Here is a 15,997-nt window from a genome sequence, read left to right as displayed (position 1 = left end):
GATCGGTGCCGCAGATCCTGACGCCCACCCATTTGACGCCGAGTAGCAGCAGCACGATCGCCGCGCCGGCCGCGAAGCCGAGGATGATCTGCAGGCTGTGGCTGGACAGCCAGGCGGTCATTTCCGCCCAGAGCTGGCCGGTCTGGATGTCGAGCGACGCGTGTTCGTTCATTTGGGCTTGCCGGATTTCCTGCGCTCTTTCTTGCCGAGAAAGGCGATCAGCCCGCGCTCGGCGCTCGACAGATATTTCGTCGGGCGGGGGCATGGCAAGCGCAACGCCCCTTTGGCGTCCTTCACCGCCGCGATCACCGCCGGGTGGACGTAGGATTTGCGGCTGATCGCCGGCGTGTTGCCGAGCGCCTCGGCGACCGGCTCCATGACGCTCTTCAGCTTCACCGTGCCGTGTTCCTTGAGCTTCTCGACCATGGCGTTGAAAGCGATGGTCGAGGCGCCCCAGGTGCGGAAGTCCTTGGCGGTGAAATCGTCGCCCATCGCCGCCTTGATGTAGGCATTGACCTCGCTCGACGTGACCGGGCAGATTCCGCCCTCGTCGTTCACATATTCGAACAGATGCTGGCCCGGCAGGTCCTGCGTCCGCCGCGCGATCCGCACCAGATTGCGGTCGGTGATCGTCACCGTCCGCCTGATCCCGTGCTTGCCGTTATAGGCGATCTTGAGCCGCCCGCGCTCCACCCTGGCATGGCGGTTCCGCAGCGTCGTCGCGCCGAAGCTCTTGTTGTCGCGGGCGTATTCCTCGCTGCCCACCCGCATCCGCGTTTCGTCGATCAGCCGCACCACCGCCGCCAGCACCGTCTCCATCGCTGTCGGCTTGCCCGCCAGATCCTCCTCGACCTTTTTCCGCAGCTTCGGCAGCGCCCGCCCGAATGCCGCGAGCCGCTCATATTTGCGCGCCTCCTGCTCGGCGCGGAAATCGGGGTGGTAGCGATATTGCTTGCGGCCCTTGGCGTCGAAGCCGAACCCCTGGAGGTGCCCGTCCGCCCACGGGCACAGCCACACCCGCTCGTAGGCGGGGGGCATGCCGATGGCGTTCAGCCGGTCGATCTCCTCCCGGTCGGTGATCCGGCTCCCGTCCGGCTTGAAATATTGCCAGAAGCGGCCGCGGCGCTTGCGCGTGATCCCCGGCACCTGGTCGTCGACATAACGCAACATGCCGCGCTAAAGCGCCGGCCCGCGCCGTTCGTTCCGGCGGTTCGCCGGAACGCTCCGGCCCGCGCGCCGTTGGCGGCGCGACATTCCTTCCCGGAGACCCTTCATGCCCGCCATCGCCGACGCGAAAATTCTCCTCATCGCCACCGACGGCTTCGAGGATTCCGAGCTCCTCGAAACCCGCCGCCTGCTGGACGAGAAGGGCGCCAAAACCACCTTGGCCTCGCCGGAGAAGAAGCAGATCAAGGGCGACAACGGCCGCACCGCCGATCCCGACTGCAGCGTCGATGATGTGCGCGAAGGCGATTACGACCTTCTCGTCCTCCCCGGCGGCGTTCAGAACCCCGACAAGCTGCGCATGAACGCCCGCGTCGTGGAGATCGTCCGCGCCTTCGCCGACGCCGGCAAGCCGCTCGCCGCCATCTGCCACGGTCCCTGGCTGCTCGTCGAAGCGGACGTGGTGCGCGGCCGCACCGTCACCAGCTGGCCCTCGATCCGCACCGACCTCAAGAACGCCGGCGCCGACGTGGTAGACCGCGAGGCGGTCACCGACGCCAACATCGTCACCAGCCGCAAGCCCGAAGACATCCCCGCCTTCGTCGAGGCGATCGCCGCACTCTACGAAAAGGCTGACTGAGGTCTACGCCGCTGCTTCCCCACCACCGCACCCGTTCCCGCAGGCGCCTTGAACCGCAGCTCGATCACCCGCGGATATTTCCGTGTCACGAACGTGTCGAAGCCGATCTGCACCGCCAGCAGCATCCAGACGAACGGCTGGAAGGCGATGCCGACGAACAATGAGCCGGTGAGGTAGATGACCTGCCCCGATTGCAGCGCCGTCGCCAGCGGCGAGATCCAGGCCTTCTCGCCCTCCTCGCGCCGGTAGCGTCGCCGCACCACCTCCATCCGCACCAGCCCGCCCAGATGGAGGAGGAGGAACATGAACAGGCCCGGAAAGCCCTGCTCGCCGAGCATTTCGAAATAGCTCGAATGGTAGGCGCGGCCCTTGTCGACCGTCACCCGCCAGTCGACCTGGCTCTCGGTCGCCCCGTTCGCCCCTACACTCGTGTGCACCTGCAGCCGGTTCTGGCGATAGGCGTCGAAGCCGCCGCCGAGCGGATGCTGCTTGGCATAGTCCCAGGTCCACTTCCAAACGGCGATCCGCGAGGCGGCCGAGCTGTCGCCCTGGTAATTCTGGATGGTGTTCATGCGGCTGGAGAAGCTGCTCGGCAGCATCGGCGTCGCCACCGCCACCGCCGCGCCGATGAGCCCCATGTAGAGCAGCCGGCGCTTGGCATCGCGCAGCATCAGGATGGCGAGCACGCCGATGCACACCAGCCCGGTCCGCGCCTCGGTCCCGACCGGGATGAGCAGGCAGGCGAACACCAGATTGTAGGCGAACAGCCGCACCCGCCAGTCGCGCGGGTAGAGGGTGCCGTAGCGCGCCAGCCACAGGATGATCGGCACGATCGCGATCGCCACCGTCGAGATGGTGCTCCCTTCGTACAGGCCGGTGTTGCTCGCGATCATAAGGTTCAGCGCCCCGTATCCGCCGCCCGATGCCGCCGTCTTGATCCCGCCGACAATGATGATCGCCGCCGCCGACAAAGTCATGAACAGCAGATAGGCCTCGACCCGCAGCCGCGTTCGCAATGTGAACGGGAGGAAGATCGACCACAAAACCGCCTTCCACACCCACTCCCATTTCTCCGGCGCATATTTCGGCACGTCGGCGTTGAGCGTGGTGAACGCCGCCCATCCCAAAATCGCCAGCATCAGCCACTGCCGGGGTGCGACGCTGAACCCCTTCTTGTCGTCGGCGATCAGCCACCCCGCCATCGCCATCAGGGTGACGATCAGGGACAAAGGGATCGAGTTCAGCAGGAAATAGGAAAGGTGCTGCGGCGCGACGATGTCGACATAGGCGTAGGCGAGCACGAACAGGAACGGCCGCTTGAAGCCGAGCCCGAGCAGAGCCGCCAGGAAGCCGACGAAGGCGAGGTCACGCAACGCGCTTCGCCTTGAGGCCATCGCCCTTCGCCTTCAAGAACGTGCGCACCGGCTTCGCTGCCGGATCGGGCGCCGGCGCATCGGCATCGTCCAGATCCTTGCGCCGCACCAGCCGCCACGCGGCGAGCAGCAGCAGCCCATGGCTCAGCGCAAGCGCGAAATTGTCGATCACTCTTTCGCCTCCTGCGCCGGCTGGCCGTTGCGGCGGAGGGGTTCGTCATGCCGGACTTGATCCGGCATCCACCTTCTTCTTCCTCCGCGGTCAAAAGAAGATGGACCCCGGATCAAGTCCGGGGTGACGACTTATCGTTCGTCTCAACCTCGCCCTAACCTCCCCCCGGTTGACGGGCCGTTAAGCCTCGCGTGGCACAAGGCGGGGACGATGCGCATTCTTCACGTCCTCGATCACGGCCTGCCGCTACACAGCGGCTACACCTTCCGCACCCGCGCCATCGTCACGGCGCAGCAGGCGCGCGGCCTCGACGTCGCCTGCCTCACCGGCCCGCGCCAGGGCGCCACCGCGGCCGACCCGGAGGTCATCGACGGCATCACCTTCCACCGCACCGCCCCGCCGCCGCCCGCGCCGTCGCCGCTGCGCGAGTGGCGCGAGATCAAGGCGCTGGAAGCGCGGCTGGATCGCCTCGTCGCCGACTGGTGCCCCGACCACCTCCACGTCCACTCGCCCGTCCTGAACGCGCTCGCCGCCCTCGCCGTCGCCCGCCGCCACGGCCTCCCCTTGCTCTACGAAATCCGCGCCTTCTGGGAGGATGCCGCGGTCGGCAACGGCACCGGCCGCGAAGGCTCGCCCCGCTACCGCGCCACCCGCGCGCTCGAGACCTGGGCCGCCCGCCGCGCCGACGCCGTCGCCGTCATCTGCGAAGGCCTGCGCCGCGATCTCGTCGCCCGCGGCATCCCGCCTCAGAAGATCATCGTCGCCCCCAACGGCGTCGACATGAGCCTGTTCGGCAGCCCCTTGCGCCCCGACGCCGCGCTCGCCCGCCGCCTCGGCCTCGCCGGCGCCGACGTCGTCGGCTTCATCGGCTCCTTCTACGATTATGAGGGGCTCGACGACCTCATCGCCGCCATGCCCCGCCTCCTCGATCAGCGCCCCAAGGCGCACCTCCTCCTTGTCGGCGGCGGCCCGATGGAGGCGGCGCTGAAGGCGCAGGCCGAAGCCTCGCCCGCCCGGACACGCATCCACTTCATCGGCCGCGTCCCCCATCACGAAGTCGACCTCTATTACAGCCTCATCGACATCCTCGCTTATCCCAGAAAAGCGATGCGCCTCACCGAACTGGTGACGCCCTTGAAGCCGCTGGAAGCGATGGCCCAGCGCAAGCTCGTCGTCGCCTCGAACGTCGGCGGCCATCGCGAGCTAATCGAGGACGGCGTCACCGGCACGCTCTTCCCGGCCGGCGATCCGGATGCGATCGCCAACGCCCTCGACCAGCTCTTCGCCAACCGTCCGTCCTGGGAGGCGCGGCGCGACGTCGCCCGGCTCTTCGTCGAGCGCGATCGTAACTGGTCGTCAAATATTTCCAGGTACATGCCGGCGTACCAGAGGCTGACAGGCAAGCAAACATGACCACGCAGCGCAACATGCTCGGCACCGCTATCGACGCCGGCGCCAGTCTGCTCGCCGGAGGTGCGGCGGCCTTCCTGCTGTTCGCGATGCCGGAGGAGCTGCTCGCCCGCGCCTTCGCCGCCACCGGCCTTGCCTCCTTCTCGCCCAGGTTCCAGCCGCCGATCGGCGCGGGCCTGCGCGCCGCTTTGGTCGCCGCGGCCGCACTCATCGCCTTCGCCTTCGTCTGGTCGCTGATGAAGGCGCTCGACCGCAAACCGGCCGCCGCCGCCTCGTCCGCCAAAGCCGTGCGCCTGCCCGAGCCGGAAGCCGACGCCCCGCGCCTGCGCAGGGCCGACGCCCATCCGGACGCGCCGCGCCGCCGCCCGCTCCTCGCCGGCCGCGATTTGGGCGAGCCGCTCGATCTCGAGTCCGCTCCGCCGGCCGAAGAGCCGCTCGACCTCACGCAAGAAGCCGAGGAAGAATTCGTCCCGCAGCCGCAGCCGCAGCCGCAGCCGCAGCCGCAGCCGGTCGCGGCGCCCGAGCCCGCTCCGCGGCCCGAACCCGCTCCGGCCCCCGTCGCGGCGCCGCAGCCCGAGGCCCTGCCGCCCTTCCTCGTCGCCCAGCCCGAAGAGGCGGAGCAGCCCGAGGCCGACCGTGATCAGGTACCGCAGCAGGCCGAGACCGGCGAAGACAGCATCGTCAGCCTCATGGCCCGCTTCGAAACCGGCCTGACCCGCAAGAAGCAGGCGCTTCCCGAGCGTCGCGCGATCGACCCGGTCCCACCGCCCCCGGCACCGCCCGCTTACGCCGCCGCCCCGCAGCCCGCGCCGCCGCAGGCCGACCCCGTACCGGCGCCGCCCGCCCCGGAACCCGCGCCCGCCGGTCCCGCGCCCGTCGGCCCCGCGCCCGTCGGCCACCGCCTCCGCGGCGCCATGGCCGACCTCCAGAAGGTCGCCGGCCGCTAACAGCACCAGTCCTCCCCGTTCGCAAAGCGAATGGGGAGGAGGACCGCACGCAGTGCGGTGGAGGGGCCTCTCGGAGGCAGCATGGCCCCTCCACCATGCTTCGCATGGTCCCCCTCCCCATCGGCTCCGCCGACGGGGAGGACGAGGATCGAGCACACCCTCCATCACTCGTCCTCCACAGTCAGCGCCTCGAGGCTGAGGCGGGCGCAGCCCGGCCGGCGCTCCTCGCCGACCAGCACGATGTCCGCCAGCACATGGCCGCGCAGCGGGAACTCCGCCGCCTCCAGCCCGGACACGAACCGCGCAGCCGCATCCTCCGCCCCGGCGCCCTCAAGGCGGAACGACAGCTCGTGCCGTGCTCCGGCGAAGGTGACGCTGGCCCAGCTGCGGCTGCGCACCTCCTCCAGGACGAAGCGCTCCGCCGTCGCCAGCATCGCCCGCACCGCCCGCAGCAGCGCCGTCGTCGAGTCCGTGAAGGGCGCGCTCATTGCCGCGCCTCCAGCGCCGCTTGCGCCGCCTCCAGATAGGCCGCCACCCGCCGCTTCGTCGCCGCCCGCAGCTGCCGGCCGCATCGCAGATCGTGGACCAGCATCGGATCCCGCGCCGCCTCCCGCCCGAAGCGTGTCGCCGAGCTGCGAGTCGCCCGCAGATAGGCCTCGATACGGTCCAGAAGCGGCATCCATCCTTCTCCTCCTGCGAATCGGTGTTCGTGCTGTGTTCCGTTATCCCACACAATTTCCTACTTGTCTAGGAAAAATCCTATCGCTACTGCATCCATCATGGACGCCGATCCGCGCGCCTTGCTGGAAAGCCTGATCCGGGAACGGAGGGAGGATTATGCCGCCCTCTCGCGCCTCATCGGCCGCAACCCGGCCTACATCCAGCAGTTCATCAAGCGCGGCTCGCCGCGCCGTCTCGCCGAGGAGGACCGGCGCCGCCTCGCCCGCTATTTCGGCATCGACGAGGCCCTGCTCGGCGGCCGCGAGACCTCGGAGCCTTCAGCGGCGGACGCACTGGTCCGGATTCCCCGGCTCGACGTCGCGGCCTCGGCCGGCGCCGGCGCCGCCGATACGTCGGAGCGGGCGCTCGGCCGCATCGGCTTCGATCCGTCCTGGCTCCGCCGCCTCGGCGTCGCGCCGGCCTCCGCCGCTTTGATCCGCGTCGAGGGCGATTCGATGGCCCCGACCCTCTCCGACGGCGACGAGATCCTCGTCGACCGCGGCGACCGCGCCGGCCGCCTGCGCGACGGCCTCTACGTCCTGCGCTTCGAAGGCGCGCTGCTCGTCAAGCGCCTGTCGGTCAGCCCCGCGGGCGGCCGCGTCTCGATCCTCAGCGACAATCCCGCTTATCCCGGCTGGCCCGATTGCGACCCCGCCGCCGTCGACGTCGTCGGCCGCGTCCTCTGGGTCGGCCGCCGCCTCTGATCGGGCGCTAGCGCCGCCGGTCCACCAGCCAGATCAGCACCGCGATCGCGACCCCTACGGCCAGCCCTGCCAGCAGCCCGATCATCGACTGGTGCAGCACAACCCCCACGATCGCGCCGATGAGGATGCTGGCCGCCAGGATGAAGCCGCCCGCCTGTGTGAATTTGCCTCCGCTCATGCCGCGGCCATGGCAGAGGCGGCGGGTCTTGTCAGGCGTTAACCGTCCATGGTGGGCGGTTTGGAAACTGATCGAGGCTAAGCCGGTCCTCGGGAAAGAAGAGGGGAAAGCCTTGCGTCACGACGTCCATCTCGCCGGCCGGGAAGCCCTGGCCGACGCGTCCGAACTCATCGCCAGTTTCGGCGAGCACGCGCTGTCGGAAGCCGCGGTGCGCGCCCATCGCAGCCGGACGCTCGGCAATGTCGTCCACTTCTGCCGCTGGCGCGAAGTCGAGCGGATGATCGCAATGCTCCGCGACGAGGCCGTCAGCGGCGCCGTCCACTAGGTCCGTACTCACTACCGGCAACCCTGGTTTTCAAGCCGTTACCGGAGGATCAGCCATTCGTTAACGCTGCTCCGCTAGGATCGCCGCAGTTCGAAGACGAGACGGGGCGACCTTATGGGTTCGCGGCAAAGGCAGATTGGGGACACGGTGCGGCGCGCCGAGCGCAAGTCGCTCGACGAGGCGGCGCGGCTGCGCCCGAACAGCTGGAGCAGCGTCGAGATTCGCATGGCCGACATTTCGGAGCTCGGCTTCCGCGCCGGCTGCGAGGCACGGCTGCAGGCCGGCGCGCTCATCAGCCTCGAAGTGCCGGGCATCGGCCCGGTCGAAGCGCAGGTCGAATGGCAGCGCGGCAACGAGTTCGGAGCCCGCTTCCTCGCCCCGCTGCCGATCGACCGCTGCACGTGGACGGTCGAGGCGGAGAACGGCCCGCTCGCCAGCCTCCTCTTCCAGCGCGCCGGCGCCCACCAGGTCGGCCGCCACGGCGCCGACGCCGAGCTGCGCCGCCGCATCCTCGCCGCCCTGCCGGTGCGCAAAAACGGGCTCTGCTGACCGGCGCCTGGCGCGTCGCCGCTACCGCTTCGCCTCCGGCACCACTTCGAGCTTCCAGGCCTTGGCGTCGACCAGGTAACGCTGCGCCGCCTTCTGCACGTCGGCGGCGGTCACGTCCTGATATTGCTCGATCTGGTTGGCGATGCTGCGGGCCACTTCGGGCCGCGTCTGTACCTGGGCGAGCTGGCCCAGCCACCAGCCGTTGCCGGCGCGCTGGCGGATGAGGCCTTCGACCACCGGCTTCTTCGCCCGCTGCAGCTCGTCCTCGCTGACCGGCCGGTCGCGCAGGTCGGCGGCGATCTTGGCGGCGTCGACGAGGAATTTGTCGAGCTTCTCGGGCGGCGCTTCGATCTGCGCCGCCATATAGCCGTAGCCGGGGAACACCTCCGACGCGCTGTGGCCCGATTGCGGACTGTAGGTGGTGCCCTGCTTCTGGCGGATTTCGTCGATCAGCCGCAGCTGCAGCACCTGGGCGAGGACGTTCAACGTCCGCGCCCGCTTCGTGTCCGAATAGAAATCGACCGTCGGCCAGGCGACGAAGGCGACGCCCTGGTCGGCCCGCCCGCGATGGGTCTCCCGGACCAGTCCCGGTGCGGGGAAGCGGATGCTCCGCGCCGCCGGCGTCGGGCTGAGGCCGCGGCGGGCGGGAAGCGCACCGAAGGTCGCCGCCACCTGCCGCGCCGCCTCTTCGACAGTCACGTCGCCGACCATGACGATCTCGACGGCGCCGTTGCCGAAGATCGGCGCGAGCACCGACTTGCCGGTCTCGATGCTGCTCGCTGTCATCTCCTCGCGGCTCGGCGTCCGCCACCGCGGATCGCCGCTGCGCAGCAGCGCGCCGAGGTCGCGGCTGAGGATGCCGCCCGGCGTCGTCGAAAGCTGGTCGTGGATCGTCCCGGCGAGTGAGCGGAAGCGGTTCCAGCCGGTCGGGGCATAGCCCGGATCGCTGGCATAGGCCGCGAGCACCTGCAGCTGCGCGCCGAGGTCCTCGGGCCGGGTTCGGCCGGAGAGGGTAAAGGCGTTCTCGCCCATACCGAAGCCGGCGCCGTACACCTTGGAGGCCAGCGCCTGCTGGAGATCCTCGTAATTGATCCGCCCCAGACCGCCGAGCGAGAAGGCCCCGCCCGCGAACGCCCAGATATCCTTCGCCCGCGCCGGCGGCACGTCGAGGAGCCCGTTGCCGATCCGCGCGGTGACGAGGATCTGCCCCTTGGCGAAGTCGGTCGGCTTGACCGTCAGCCGGACGCCGTTGGCGAAGCGGATGGCGGTGGCGCCGACGCCGGCAATCTCGTGCCGCTCGACGATCCGCCCCGGCGCGCCGAAGCTGGCATAGGGCCAGGCCTTGGCCTGCTCGACCGCCGCCGCCGACAGCGCCGCCTTGTGCGCGCCCTCATAGGCGGTGCGCAACGCCAGTTCGCCGCCTTCGACCGGCGTCGGCGAGGCGAGGTAGAGGAGCGGGCCGCTGCGCGCGAAGAGGCCGCGGAACGCGTCGTTGACCTGCTGCAAGGTAAGGCCGCGCACCGTCGCCTCGAACAGCGCAAGGTCGTCGGCGGGGCTGGTATAGACTTCCTTGTCGTTGACCGCCGACACGAGCCCCTGCGCGATCGACGCGCTCTGCCGTGTCGAGGCGCCTTGCACCGCAGTCGTCAGGCCCGTCCGCGCTTCCCCGACGACGCGGTCGAGCTCGGCCTGGGTGAAGCCGGCGCCCGCCGCCTGGCGCTGCGCCTGGTCGATCGCGGCCAGCGCCTTTTGCCAGCCGCCCGGCTGCATCGTCGCGCTGAGCTGGACGATCTGCGCCCGGTCGGCGAGTTCCTGCAGGCCTGCGCCGGCGCCGACGAACGGCGGGTTCGCGCCCGAGGCGAGCCGCGACAGCCGCAGGTTGAGCATCCGCAGGCCGAGCTGGCGAACCACCTTCTCCGATTCGAGCGCGGCTGTGTCAGGCCGCAGATCCGGCGGCCCCACCCAGGCGATGCTCACCCGGTTCGACACGCCCGCTTCGGTAAAGACATGGGCCTCCGGCGCCCGCGCGCCGATGTTGGAGCCCGCCACTTCCGGCCCGGCGGCGCCGCGCGGTTTCCAATCGCCGAACTGCGCCCGGATCTTCGCTTCCATCGCCTCGGGGTCGAAGTCGCCGACTGCGATCAGCGTCGCCCGCTCGGGCCGATAATAGGCATTGTAGAAATCGACGAAGCGCTGCCGCGGCGCCTGCTTCAGCACGTCGGTCAAACCGATCGGCAGCCGGTCCGGCAGGATGTCGCCCTTCAGCATGTAGCCAAGCTCGTCGACGACGTTGCGAAAGCCCGGCGTCGCCCGCACCCGCTCCTCGGAAAGGACGACGCCGCGCTCGCTTTCGATCGATTCGGGGGCGAAGGTCACCTCGCCCGCCGTCTCGCGCAGCAGCAGCAGCGCCGTGTCGACCGTGCCGGTGTCGGTCTCGGGCAGATCGAGCATGTACACCGTCTCGTCGAAGCTGGTGACGGCGTTGGTGTCCGGCCCGAACTTGAGGCCGGCGCGCTCCAGCCGCTTGATGAACTCGCCCTTCGGCACATGGGTGGTGCCGTTGAACGCCATATGCTCGATGAAATGGGCGATGCCGCGCTGGTCGTCCCGCTCGTACAGCGAGCCGACGCCCATCCTGAGCCGCAGCGACGCATTGTGCGGCGGCGTCGTGTTGCGCATGATCTGATAGTGCATGCCGTTCGGCAGCATTCCGAAGCGCACCCCCGGATCGGGCCGAAGCGCCGTCGTCGCCGCGACCGGAGCCGGCGCGGCGGTGGTGGCGGGCGCAGCGGTACCGGGCTGGCCCGCGGGGAGGGCGGCTGCCGGACTCGCGAGGCCAATGACCAGCGCGCACGAGGCGAGCAGAACGAAGCGTTTCATGTCGAGAATCTCCCACCGCGGCCCGGGCCACCCCGGCCGCGTTCTAGTGCAATTACCTGAAGTTGCGAGCCTTTTTCGCACTACCCGACAACGTTGCGGTGCATCCAGCACGGGTCCCAGCTCGGCTCGGGGCCGAAGCGGGCGACCAGGAAATCGACGAGTGCCCGCACCCGCGCCGTCGTCGCGCGGCTCGGCATGACCGCCTGCAGCGCGCCTTCCTCCATGGGGAAATCGGCGAGCAGGGGGACGAGCGTGCCGTTCTCGAAGCCGGGGGCGGCAATGAAGCTCGGCAGGATGCAGATGCCGAGCCCCGCCACCGCCGCCGCCCGCAGCATCTCGCCATTGTCGGCCCGCAGCCGCGGCTGCCCCCGGACATATTCCCACGCCTTGCCGACCCGGAAGCGCCACGTCTCGTTGGCGTAGAGCAGGATGTCGTGGTTCGCGAGGTCGCGCGGATGCTCCGGCCGCCCGCGCCGCTCGATGTAAGCCGGGCTCGCCACCGCCACCTTGCGCACCGGCGCGATGCGGCGGGCGATGAGGGCGCTGTCCTTCAGCGCGCCGATCCTGATGGCGAGGTCGTAGCCGCCCGCCACGAGATCCACCGGCCGGTCCTCGAACGAGATGTCGAGCTCGACCCGCGGATGCTCGGCGGCGAATTCGGCCAGCGCCGGCGCCAGATGCTGCACCCCGAAGGAGAGCGGCGCCGACAGCCGGATCCCCCCGGCGATCTGCGTCACCGCCTCGGCGACCACCTCCTCCGCCGCCTCCAGTTCGGCGAGGATGTTCGACGCGCGCTCGAAATAGGCCTGGCCGACATCGGTCGGGCTCGCCCCCTGCGCGCTGCGCGTCAGCAGCCGCGCGCCGAGCATTTCCTCAAGGCGGGCGACGCGCCGCGAGACGATCGACTTCGCCATCCCCATCCGCTCCGCCGCGCGGCTGAACGCACCGGTTTCCACCACCCGCACGAAGGCGAGGACGTCGAGCAAGTCGACCGAAGAGCGTTCCATATTCCGCAACACCATCATGCGCCGCGCACGGCTAGTGCGAACGCAGCTAGGCCCCTATCTCCGGTTCCACAAGATCAGTGGAGGCCAAAGTGACCAACATTCTCATCATCGACAGCGCCGCGACCGGCGCCGCGTCCGTCTCGCGCAAGCTCACCCGCGAGCTCGCCGAAACCCTGCAGCGGCGCGACCCGTCGGCGCGCATCGTCCACCGCGACGTCGGCGCCGCGCCGATCCCGCACCTCACCGAAGCGACCGTCCCCGCGATCCGCGCCGGCCTCGTCGAGAGCCCGGAAGCCGAGCGCGCGCTGGCGCTTTCGAACGAGCTCATCGCCGAATTGAAGGACGCCGACGTGATCGTCATCGGCGCGCCGATGTACAATTTCGGCATGCCCTCGACGCTCAAGGCTTGGTTCGACCATGTCCTGCGCGCTGGCATCACCTTCCGCTATTCCGAAGCCGGCCCCGAAGGGCTGGTGACCGGGAAGAAGGCGATCGTCATCGAAGCCCGCGCCGGCCTCTACAGCGAAGGCCCCGCCGCCGCGTTCGACAGTCAGGAGCCGCACCTGCGCACCCTGCTCGGCTTCATGGGCGTCACCGACGTTAGCTTCGTCCGCGCCGAGAAGCTCGCCTTCGGGCCGGAAGCCGCGGCGGCCGCGATCGAGAAGGCGACCGCCGACCTCGCCCGCATCGCCGACATCGAATTGCCGCTGGCGGCCTGAGGCCGCCGCGCATCCCGTCCGCCTCGGCCACGCCCCCTCCAGCGCCGGGGCGGACGGACCATTTGAAAGGGAGAGAGACGACGTGACCCAGTTCCGCCTGATCAGCTTCCCGCTCTGCCCCTATGTGCAGCGCGCCGCGATCGTGCTCACCGAGAAGGGCGTGCCGTTCGAGCGCACCGACATCGACCTCGCCGATAAGCCCGACTGGTTCCTCAAGCTGTCCCCGCTCGGCAAGGTGCCGGTGCTGATCGTCACGACCGAGGAGGGGCGCGAGGAGGTGCTGTTCGAATCCGCCGTGATCGCCGAATATCTCGACGAGGTGCTGGCGCCGCGCCTCCACCCCGCCGACCCGCTCGAAAAGGCGCGGCACCGTGCCTGGATCGAGTTCGCCTCGGCCGCGCTCGCCGATCTCGCCGGCTATTACAGTGCCGCCGACGCGGACGCGTTCCGCCAGAAGGAAGCGGCGCTTCGCGGCAAGTTCGAGCGGCTCGAGGGTGAGGTGCGCGGCGCCCCGTTCTTCGCCGGCGCGCAGCCGAGCCTCGTCGATGCCGCCTTCGCGCCGGTGTTCCGCTATCTCGACCTGCTCGACAGCCTACCGGTCGCCAGCCTTCTCGAACGCCTGCCGAAGCTTCAGGCCTGGCGGGAGGCGCTCCGGGAGCGGCCGTCGGTGCAGGGGGCCGCGCCGGCCGATTACGTCCAGCGGCTCGCCGCTTTCATCCGCGCCAAAGGTTCCTACCTTGCCGGCACGATCCAAACGAAAGAGCTGGAGGCGGCCTGAGGCCGCTCCGGCGGGAGTGACACTATGATCGACATCCGCCCCTTCGCTTCGCTCGGCCATGCCAACCATGGCTGGCTGAACGCGCGGCACCATTTCTCCTTCGCCAATTACCACGAGCCGGCCCGCATGGGCTGGGGCGCGCTGCGCGTCTGGAACGACGACGAGATCGGCCCCCGCTCGGGCTTCCCGCCGCATCCGCACAACGACATGGAGATCGTCACCTACGTCCGGCAGGGGGCGATCACCCATCAGGATTCATTGGGCAACAAGGGCCGCACCGGCGCCGGCGACGTCCAGGTGATGAGCGCGGGCACCGGCGTCCGCCACGCCGAATATAATCTCGAGGACGAGACGACGACCCTGTTCCAGATCTGGATCGAGACCGACAAAAAGGGTGCCGAGCCGAGCTGGGGCGCGCGCGAATTTCCCAAGGGCGCACGGGCCGGCAGCTTCGTCACGCTCGCCAGCGGGTTCGAGGCGGATGAGGACGCCCTGAAGATCAACGCCGCCGCCCGCATCCTCGGCGCGACGCTGAAGGAAGGCGAGACGGCCGAGCTGACGCTCGATCCGGCGCGCCACACCTACCTCGTCGCGCTCGGCGCCGCCGTCGAGGTGAACGGCCGCCGCGCCGAGCCGCGCGACGGCGTCGCGATCACCGGCGAGGCGGCGCTCACGATCCGCGCGCTCGGCGATGCGGAGATCGTCCTCGTCGACTCGCGCTGACGCGGCGGGCGTAAGAATAACCCTTTGCCTGCAGGCGCTTGGCGGTTAAATCCGGCAGGCAAAGGGGGATTCTCATGTTCAAGCTTCGCCACGCCGCGCTTGCGGCCGCCGCCTTTATCGTCGCCGCTTCGCCCGCGGCGTCCAAGACCGCCAGCATCTGGGTCCAGTGCGACGGCTATCCGAAGCCCGAGGATGCCGGCGTCAAGCTGGTCAAGGGCCTCGCCGCGCTCAGCACCCTCGGCATCTTTGGCATCCCCGAACATTATGAGCCGGAGCGCCGCGCCGTCGCCGAGGCCGGCATCGCCGCCTGCCAGGAAGCGCTCGCCAACTCCGCCGCCGCCTCCGGCCCCTGGATCCGGCGCGTGACGCTCAACCAGGCGCTCGCCATCCACCAGCTCGAGGCGAAGAAGCCCGAGGCCGCGCTCGTCGCGGTGCAGGCCGCTCGCGCCGCCGCCGGACAAAATGCGTCCAATCCCTATTTCGCGCGCAGCACCGGCGTCAGCCTCGATCTTCTCGAGGCGATCGCCCTGGTCCGGCTAGATCGCGGCACGGAGAGCCTCGCCGTCGCCCGCCGCGCCGGCGCCGCCCGGCCGTGGAGCGTCCGGGTCCAGGCGGTGGCGCTCGCCTTGCTGTCGTGGGAGGACGCGATGGACGAGCCCAAGCTCGCCGTCGTCGACCGCCTCCGCCGCCTCAATCCCGGCTCGAACGACCTCGCCGCAACCCTGATGCTCCGCGCCGGGCGCTACAAGGACGCCTGGGCCCTGTTCCGCCCTTCGGCGCTGCCGGCGGAGGAAAAGACCAGCGACCTTGCCCTCTTCGTCGGGAATTCGAGCCTGCCGCTCGCCGCCTTCACCGCGGCGCGCGCCGGGGACCGCAAGGGGTCGGACGCGGTCGTCGCCCGGATCACCGCGCAGGCCGAAGCGGCCGGCGGCAAGCTGGCGAACATGAAGCTTCACCTCTCCGGCGCCTCCGAACCGTCGGCGATGACCAAGGCCCTGCTCGCGCCGCTCGAGCGGTGGCGGCCGATGATCGATGCCGCCAATCTGCTGGCCGGCGGCGACGCCCGCGGCGCGCAGGACCGCCTGCTGTCGACCTCGACCTGGCCGGCCATCCCGATGCTCGCCGATCTCGTCACCGAACTGCGGGCGAAGCTGCCGGAAAAGGAGAGGCGGGGCCTCGTGCTGATCGACCCGGTCCAGATCCGTGCCAAGGGGAAGGAAGGTTCGGCGGCCAAGCTCGAGCGCGTCAACGGTTCCGAACTGTTCAAGATCCTGCCCGAGCCCGAGGACGAGAACCGCCTCAACGCCTTCTCCAAGCAGTTCGGCCTCGGCCTCAAGCCGACAGGCTTCAAGGACAAGAAGCTCGACAGCGGCCTCACCCGCATCGAATATGTCGGCTCCGTCTCCTCGCCGGTCGCGGTCGAGGAAATGACCCTGCTGCGCGCCGCCCAGCTCGCCCTCGCGGCGGGGCAGAAGGGCTTCGTCATCGAGAATCGGAGCGACTTCACACGCATGCGGCAGATGACGATGCGCGGGGTGCCGATCGGCTCACCGACGCTGGCGGGTTACATGACCCAGATCGACGTCCGCTTCGTACCCGAAGTGTCGGACCCCCGTGCGGTCGACGCTTCGATGTTGTCGGACGCGCTGAAGGCGGTTTACGTCCGCCCGCAGCAGCCGAGCCGCTGAGGGGGCAGCGGGGGCAAACC

At 69.7% G+C, this 15,997-nt stretch carries 18 protein-coding genes; 10 read left to right on the top strand and 8 right to left on the bottom strand.

The window, feature by feature from the left end; genetic code table 11:
- Positions 1-168: 168 nt before the first annotated feature.
- The gene (locus VGC56_RS13560) at positions 169-1,170 is read right to left on the bottom strand and encodes a DNA topoisomerase IB (protein ID WP_464125682.1); all 1,002 of its coding nucleotides are present in this window, start codon (positions 1,168-1,170) and stop codon (positions 169-171) included.
- 103 nt (positions 1,171-1,273) lie between these two features.
- Here VGC56_RS13560 and VGC56_RS13555 point away from each other — a divergent pair, with 103 nt between their 5' ends.
- Positions 1,274-1,804 (top strand): type 1 glutamine amidotransferase domain-containing protein, encoded by a 531-nt coding sequence (locus VGC56_RS13555; RefSeq protein ID WP_464125681.1) that lies wholly within the window; start codon positions 1,274-1,276, stop codon positions 1,802-1,804.
- On the opposite strand, the gene VGC56_RS13550 is transcribed toward VGC56_RS13555, so the two are convergent.
- Positions 1,786-3,177 (bottom strand): putative O-glycosylation ligase, exosortase A system-associated, encoded by a 1,392-nt coding sequence (locus tag VGC56_RS13550; protein ID WP_464125679.1) that lies wholly within the window; start codon positions 3,175-3,177, stop codon positions 1,786-1,788. The two genes, VGC56_RS13555 and VGC56_RS13550, sit on opposite strands and share 19 nt — an antisense overlap.
- On the bottom strand, positions 3,170-3,349 hold the full coding sequence (locus tag VGC56_RS13545; RefSeq protein ID WP_464125677.1) for a hypothetical protein: 180 nt from the start codon (positions 3,347-3,349) through the stop codon (positions 3,170-3,172). Before VGC56_RS13545 ends, VGC56_RS13550 begins: the two co-directional genes overlap by 8 nt.
- A gap of 210 nt (positions 3,350-3,559) precedes the next feature.
- Between VGC56_RS13545 and VGC56_RS13540 the strand changes: the two genes are divergently transcribed.
- Together VGC56_RS13540 and VGC56_RS13535 are read left to right on the top strand one after the other, a co-directional pair.
- Positions 3,560-4,762 (top strand): TIGR04063 family PEP-CTERM/XrtA system glycosyltransferase, encoded by a 1,203-nt coding sequence (locus tag VGC56_RS13540; protein WP_464125675.1) that lies wholly within the window; start codon positions 3,560-3,562, stop codon positions 4,760-4,762.
- A complete protein-coding gene (locus tag VGC56_RS13535) occupies positions 4,759-5,706 on the top strand; it encodes a hypothetical protein (protein ID WP_464125674.1) in 948 nt (315 codons plus the stop codon). The genes VGC56_RS13540 and VGC56_RS13535 overlap by 4 nt, the downstream gene beginning before the upstream one ends.
- Positions 5,707-5,870: 164 nt before the next feature.
- Here VGC56_RS13535 and VGC56_RS13530 read toward each other — a convergent pair whose 3' ends face one another.
- The gene (locus tag VGC56_RS13530; RefSeq protein WP_464125673.1) at positions 5,871-6,194 is read right to left on the bottom strand and encodes a hypothetical protein; all 324 of its coding nucleotides are present in this window, start codon (positions 6,192-6,194) and stop codon (positions 5,871-5,873) included.
- Positions 6,191-6,385 (bottom strand): hypothetical protein, encoded by a 195-nt coding sequence (locus tag VGC56_RS13525; protein ID WP_464125671.1) that lies wholly within the window; start codon positions 6,383-6,385, stop codon positions 6,191-6,193. The genes VGC56_RS13530 and VGC56_RS13525 overlap by 4 nt, the downstream gene beginning before the upstream one ends.
- Positions 6,386-6,485: 100 nt before the next feature.
- On the opposite strand from VGC56_RS13525, the gene VGC56_RS13520 reads away from it, so the two are divergent.
- A complete protein-coding gene (locus VGC56_RS13520) occupies positions 6,486-7,130 on the top strand; it encodes a S24 family peptidase (protein WP_464125670.1) in 645 nt (214 codons plus the stop codon).
- Positions 7,131-7,137: 7 nt separating this feature from the next.
- On the opposite strand, the gene VGC56_RS13515 is transcribed toward VGC56_RS13520, so the two are convergent.
- On the bottom strand, positions 7,138-7,308 hold the full coding sequence (locus VGC56_RS13515; RefSeq protein WP_464125668.1) for a hypothetical protein: 171 nt from the start codon (positions 7,306-7,308) through the stop codon (positions 7,138-7,140).
- 112 nt (positions 7,309-7,420) lie between these two features.
- Here VGC56_RS13515 and VGC56_RS13510 point away from each other — a divergent pair, with 112 nt between their 5' ends.
- Both VGC56_RS13510 and VGC56_RS13505 read left to right on the top strand, forming a co-directional pair.
- On the top strand, positions 7,421-7,633 hold the full coding sequence (locus VGC56_RS13510) for a hypothetical protein (RefSeq protein ID WP_464125666.1): 213 nt from the start codon (positions 7,421-7,423) through the stop codon (positions 7,631-7,633).
- A gap of 114 nt (positions 7,634-7,747) precedes the next feature.
- Positions 7,748-8,182, top strand: a complete 435-nt coding sequence (locus tag VGC56_RS13505; RefSeq protein WP_464125664.1) for a hypothetical protein — start codon at positions 7,748-7,750, stop codon at positions 8,180-8,182.
- A 21-nt stretch (positions 8,183-8,203) separates the two neighbouring features.
- Here the strand turns inward: VGC56_RS13505 and VGC56_RS13500 are convergent, their stop codons facing one another.
- Positions 8,204-11,062, bottom strand: coding sequence for a M16 family metallopeptidase (locus VGC56_RS13500; protein WP_464125663.1), 2,859 nt, complete (start codon positions 11,060-11,062; stop codon positions 8,204-8,206).
- Positions 11,063-11,142: 80 nt separating this feature from the next.
- Entirely contained in the window at positions 11,143-12,069 is a 927-nt protein-coding gene (locus VGC56_RS13495; protein WP_464125661.1) for a LysR family transcriptional regulator, read from the bottom strand.
- Positions 12,070-12,158: 89 nt separating this feature from the next.
- On the opposite strand from VGC56_RS13495, the gene VGC56_RS13490 reads away from it, so the two are divergent.
- The 4 genes from VGC56_RS13490 (at position 12,159) to VGC56_RS13475 (ending at position 15,977) form a co-directional block, all read left to right on the top strand.
- Complete coding sequence (locus tag VGC56_RS13490; RefSeq protein WP_464125660.1) at positions 12,159-12,788, top strand: FMN-dependent NADH-azoreductase; 630 nt, start codon at positions 12,159-12,161, stop codon at positions 12,786-12,788.
- Between the two features lie 82 nt (positions 12,789-12,870).
- Positions 12,871-13,566 (top strand): glutathione S-transferase family protein, encoded by a 696-nt coding sequence (locus tag VGC56_RS13485; RefSeq protein WP_464125658.1) that lies wholly within the window; start codon positions 12,871-12,873, stop codon positions 13,564-13,566.
- Between the two features lie 24 nt (positions 13,567-13,590).
- The gene (locus VGC56_RS13480) at positions 13,591-14,289 is read left to right on the top strand and encodes a pirin family protein (protein WP_464125656.1); all 699 of its coding nucleotides are present in this window, start codon (positions 13,591-13,593) and stop codon (positions 14,287-14,289) included.
- Positions 14,290-14,363: 74 nt separating this feature from the next.
- Positions 14,364-15,977: a hypothetical protein gene (locus tag VGC56_RS13475; protein WP_464125655.1), complete on the top strand. Its 1,614-nt coding sequence runs from the start codon at positions 14,364-14,366 to the stop codon at positions 15,975-15,977.
- Positions 15,978-15,997 lie beyond the last annotated feature (20 nt).

This window comes from Allosphingosinicella sp. (genome assembly GCF_036403745.1).
GTDB lineage: Bacteria > Pseudomonadota > Alphaproteobacteria > Sphingomonadales > Sphingomonadaceae > Allosphingosinicella.
Note: the sequence above shows the minus strand (reverse complement) of the source record. Positions and strands in the feature narration are given on the sequence as shown.

Excerpts from the sequence above, each read along its gene's own strand:
- VGC56_RS13515 (WP_464125668.1), bottom strand. The coding sequence starts at position 7,308 with ATGAGCGGAGGCAAATTCACACAGGCGGGCGGCTTCATCCTGGCGGCC.
- VGC56_RS13500 (WP_464125663.1), bottom strand. The coding sequence starts at position 11,062 with ATGAAACGCTTCGTTCTGCTCGCCTCGTGCGCGCTGGTCATTGGCCTC.
- VGC56_RS13505 (WP_464125664.1), top strand. The coding sequence starts at position 7,748 with ATGGGTTCGCGGCAAAGGCAGATTGGGGACACGGTGCGGCGCGCCGAG.
- VGC56_RS13475 (WP_464125655.1), top strand. The coding sequence starts at position 14,364 with ATGTTCAAGCTTCGCCACGCCGCGCTTGCGGCCGCCGCCTTTATCGTC.
- VGC56_RS13495 (WP_464125661.1), bottom strand. The coding sequence starts at position 12,069 with ATGGAACGCTCTTCGGTCGACTTGCTCGACGTCCTCGCCTTCGTGCGG.
- VGC56_RS13540 (WP_464125675.1), top strand. The coding sequence starts at position 3,560 with ATGCGCATTCTTCACGTCCTCGATCACGGCCTGCCGCTACACAGCGGC.
- VGC56_RS13560 (WP_464125682.1), bottom strand. The coding sequence starts at position 1,170 with ATGTTGCGTTATGTCGACGACCAGGTGCCGGGGATCACGCGCAAGCGC.
- VGC56_RS13555 (WP_464125681.1), top strand. The coding sequence starts at position 1,274 with ATGCCCGCCATCGCCGACGCGAAAATTCTCCTCATCGCCACCGACGGC.
- VGC56_RS13530 (WP_464125673.1), bottom strand. The coding sequence starts at position 6,194 with ATGAGCGCGCCCTTCACGGACTCGACGACGGCGCTGCTGCGGGCGGTG.
- VGC56_RS13525 (WP_464125671.1), bottom strand. The coding sequence starts at position 6,385 with ATGCCGCTTCTGGACCGTATCGAGGCCTATCTGCGGGCGACTCGCAGC.
- VGC56_RS13480 (WP_464125656.1), top strand. The coding sequence starts at position 13,591 with ATGATCGACATCCGCCCCTTCGCTTCGCTCGGCCATGCCAACCATGGC.
- VGC56_RS13535 (WP_464125674.1), top strand. The coding sequence starts at position 4,759 with ATGACCACGCAGCGCAACATGCTCGGCACCGCTATCGACGCCGGCGCC.
- VGC56_RS13520 (WP_464125670.1), top strand. The coding sequence starts at position 6,486 with ATGGACGCCGATCCGCGCGCCTTGCTGGAAAGCCTGATCCGGGAACGG.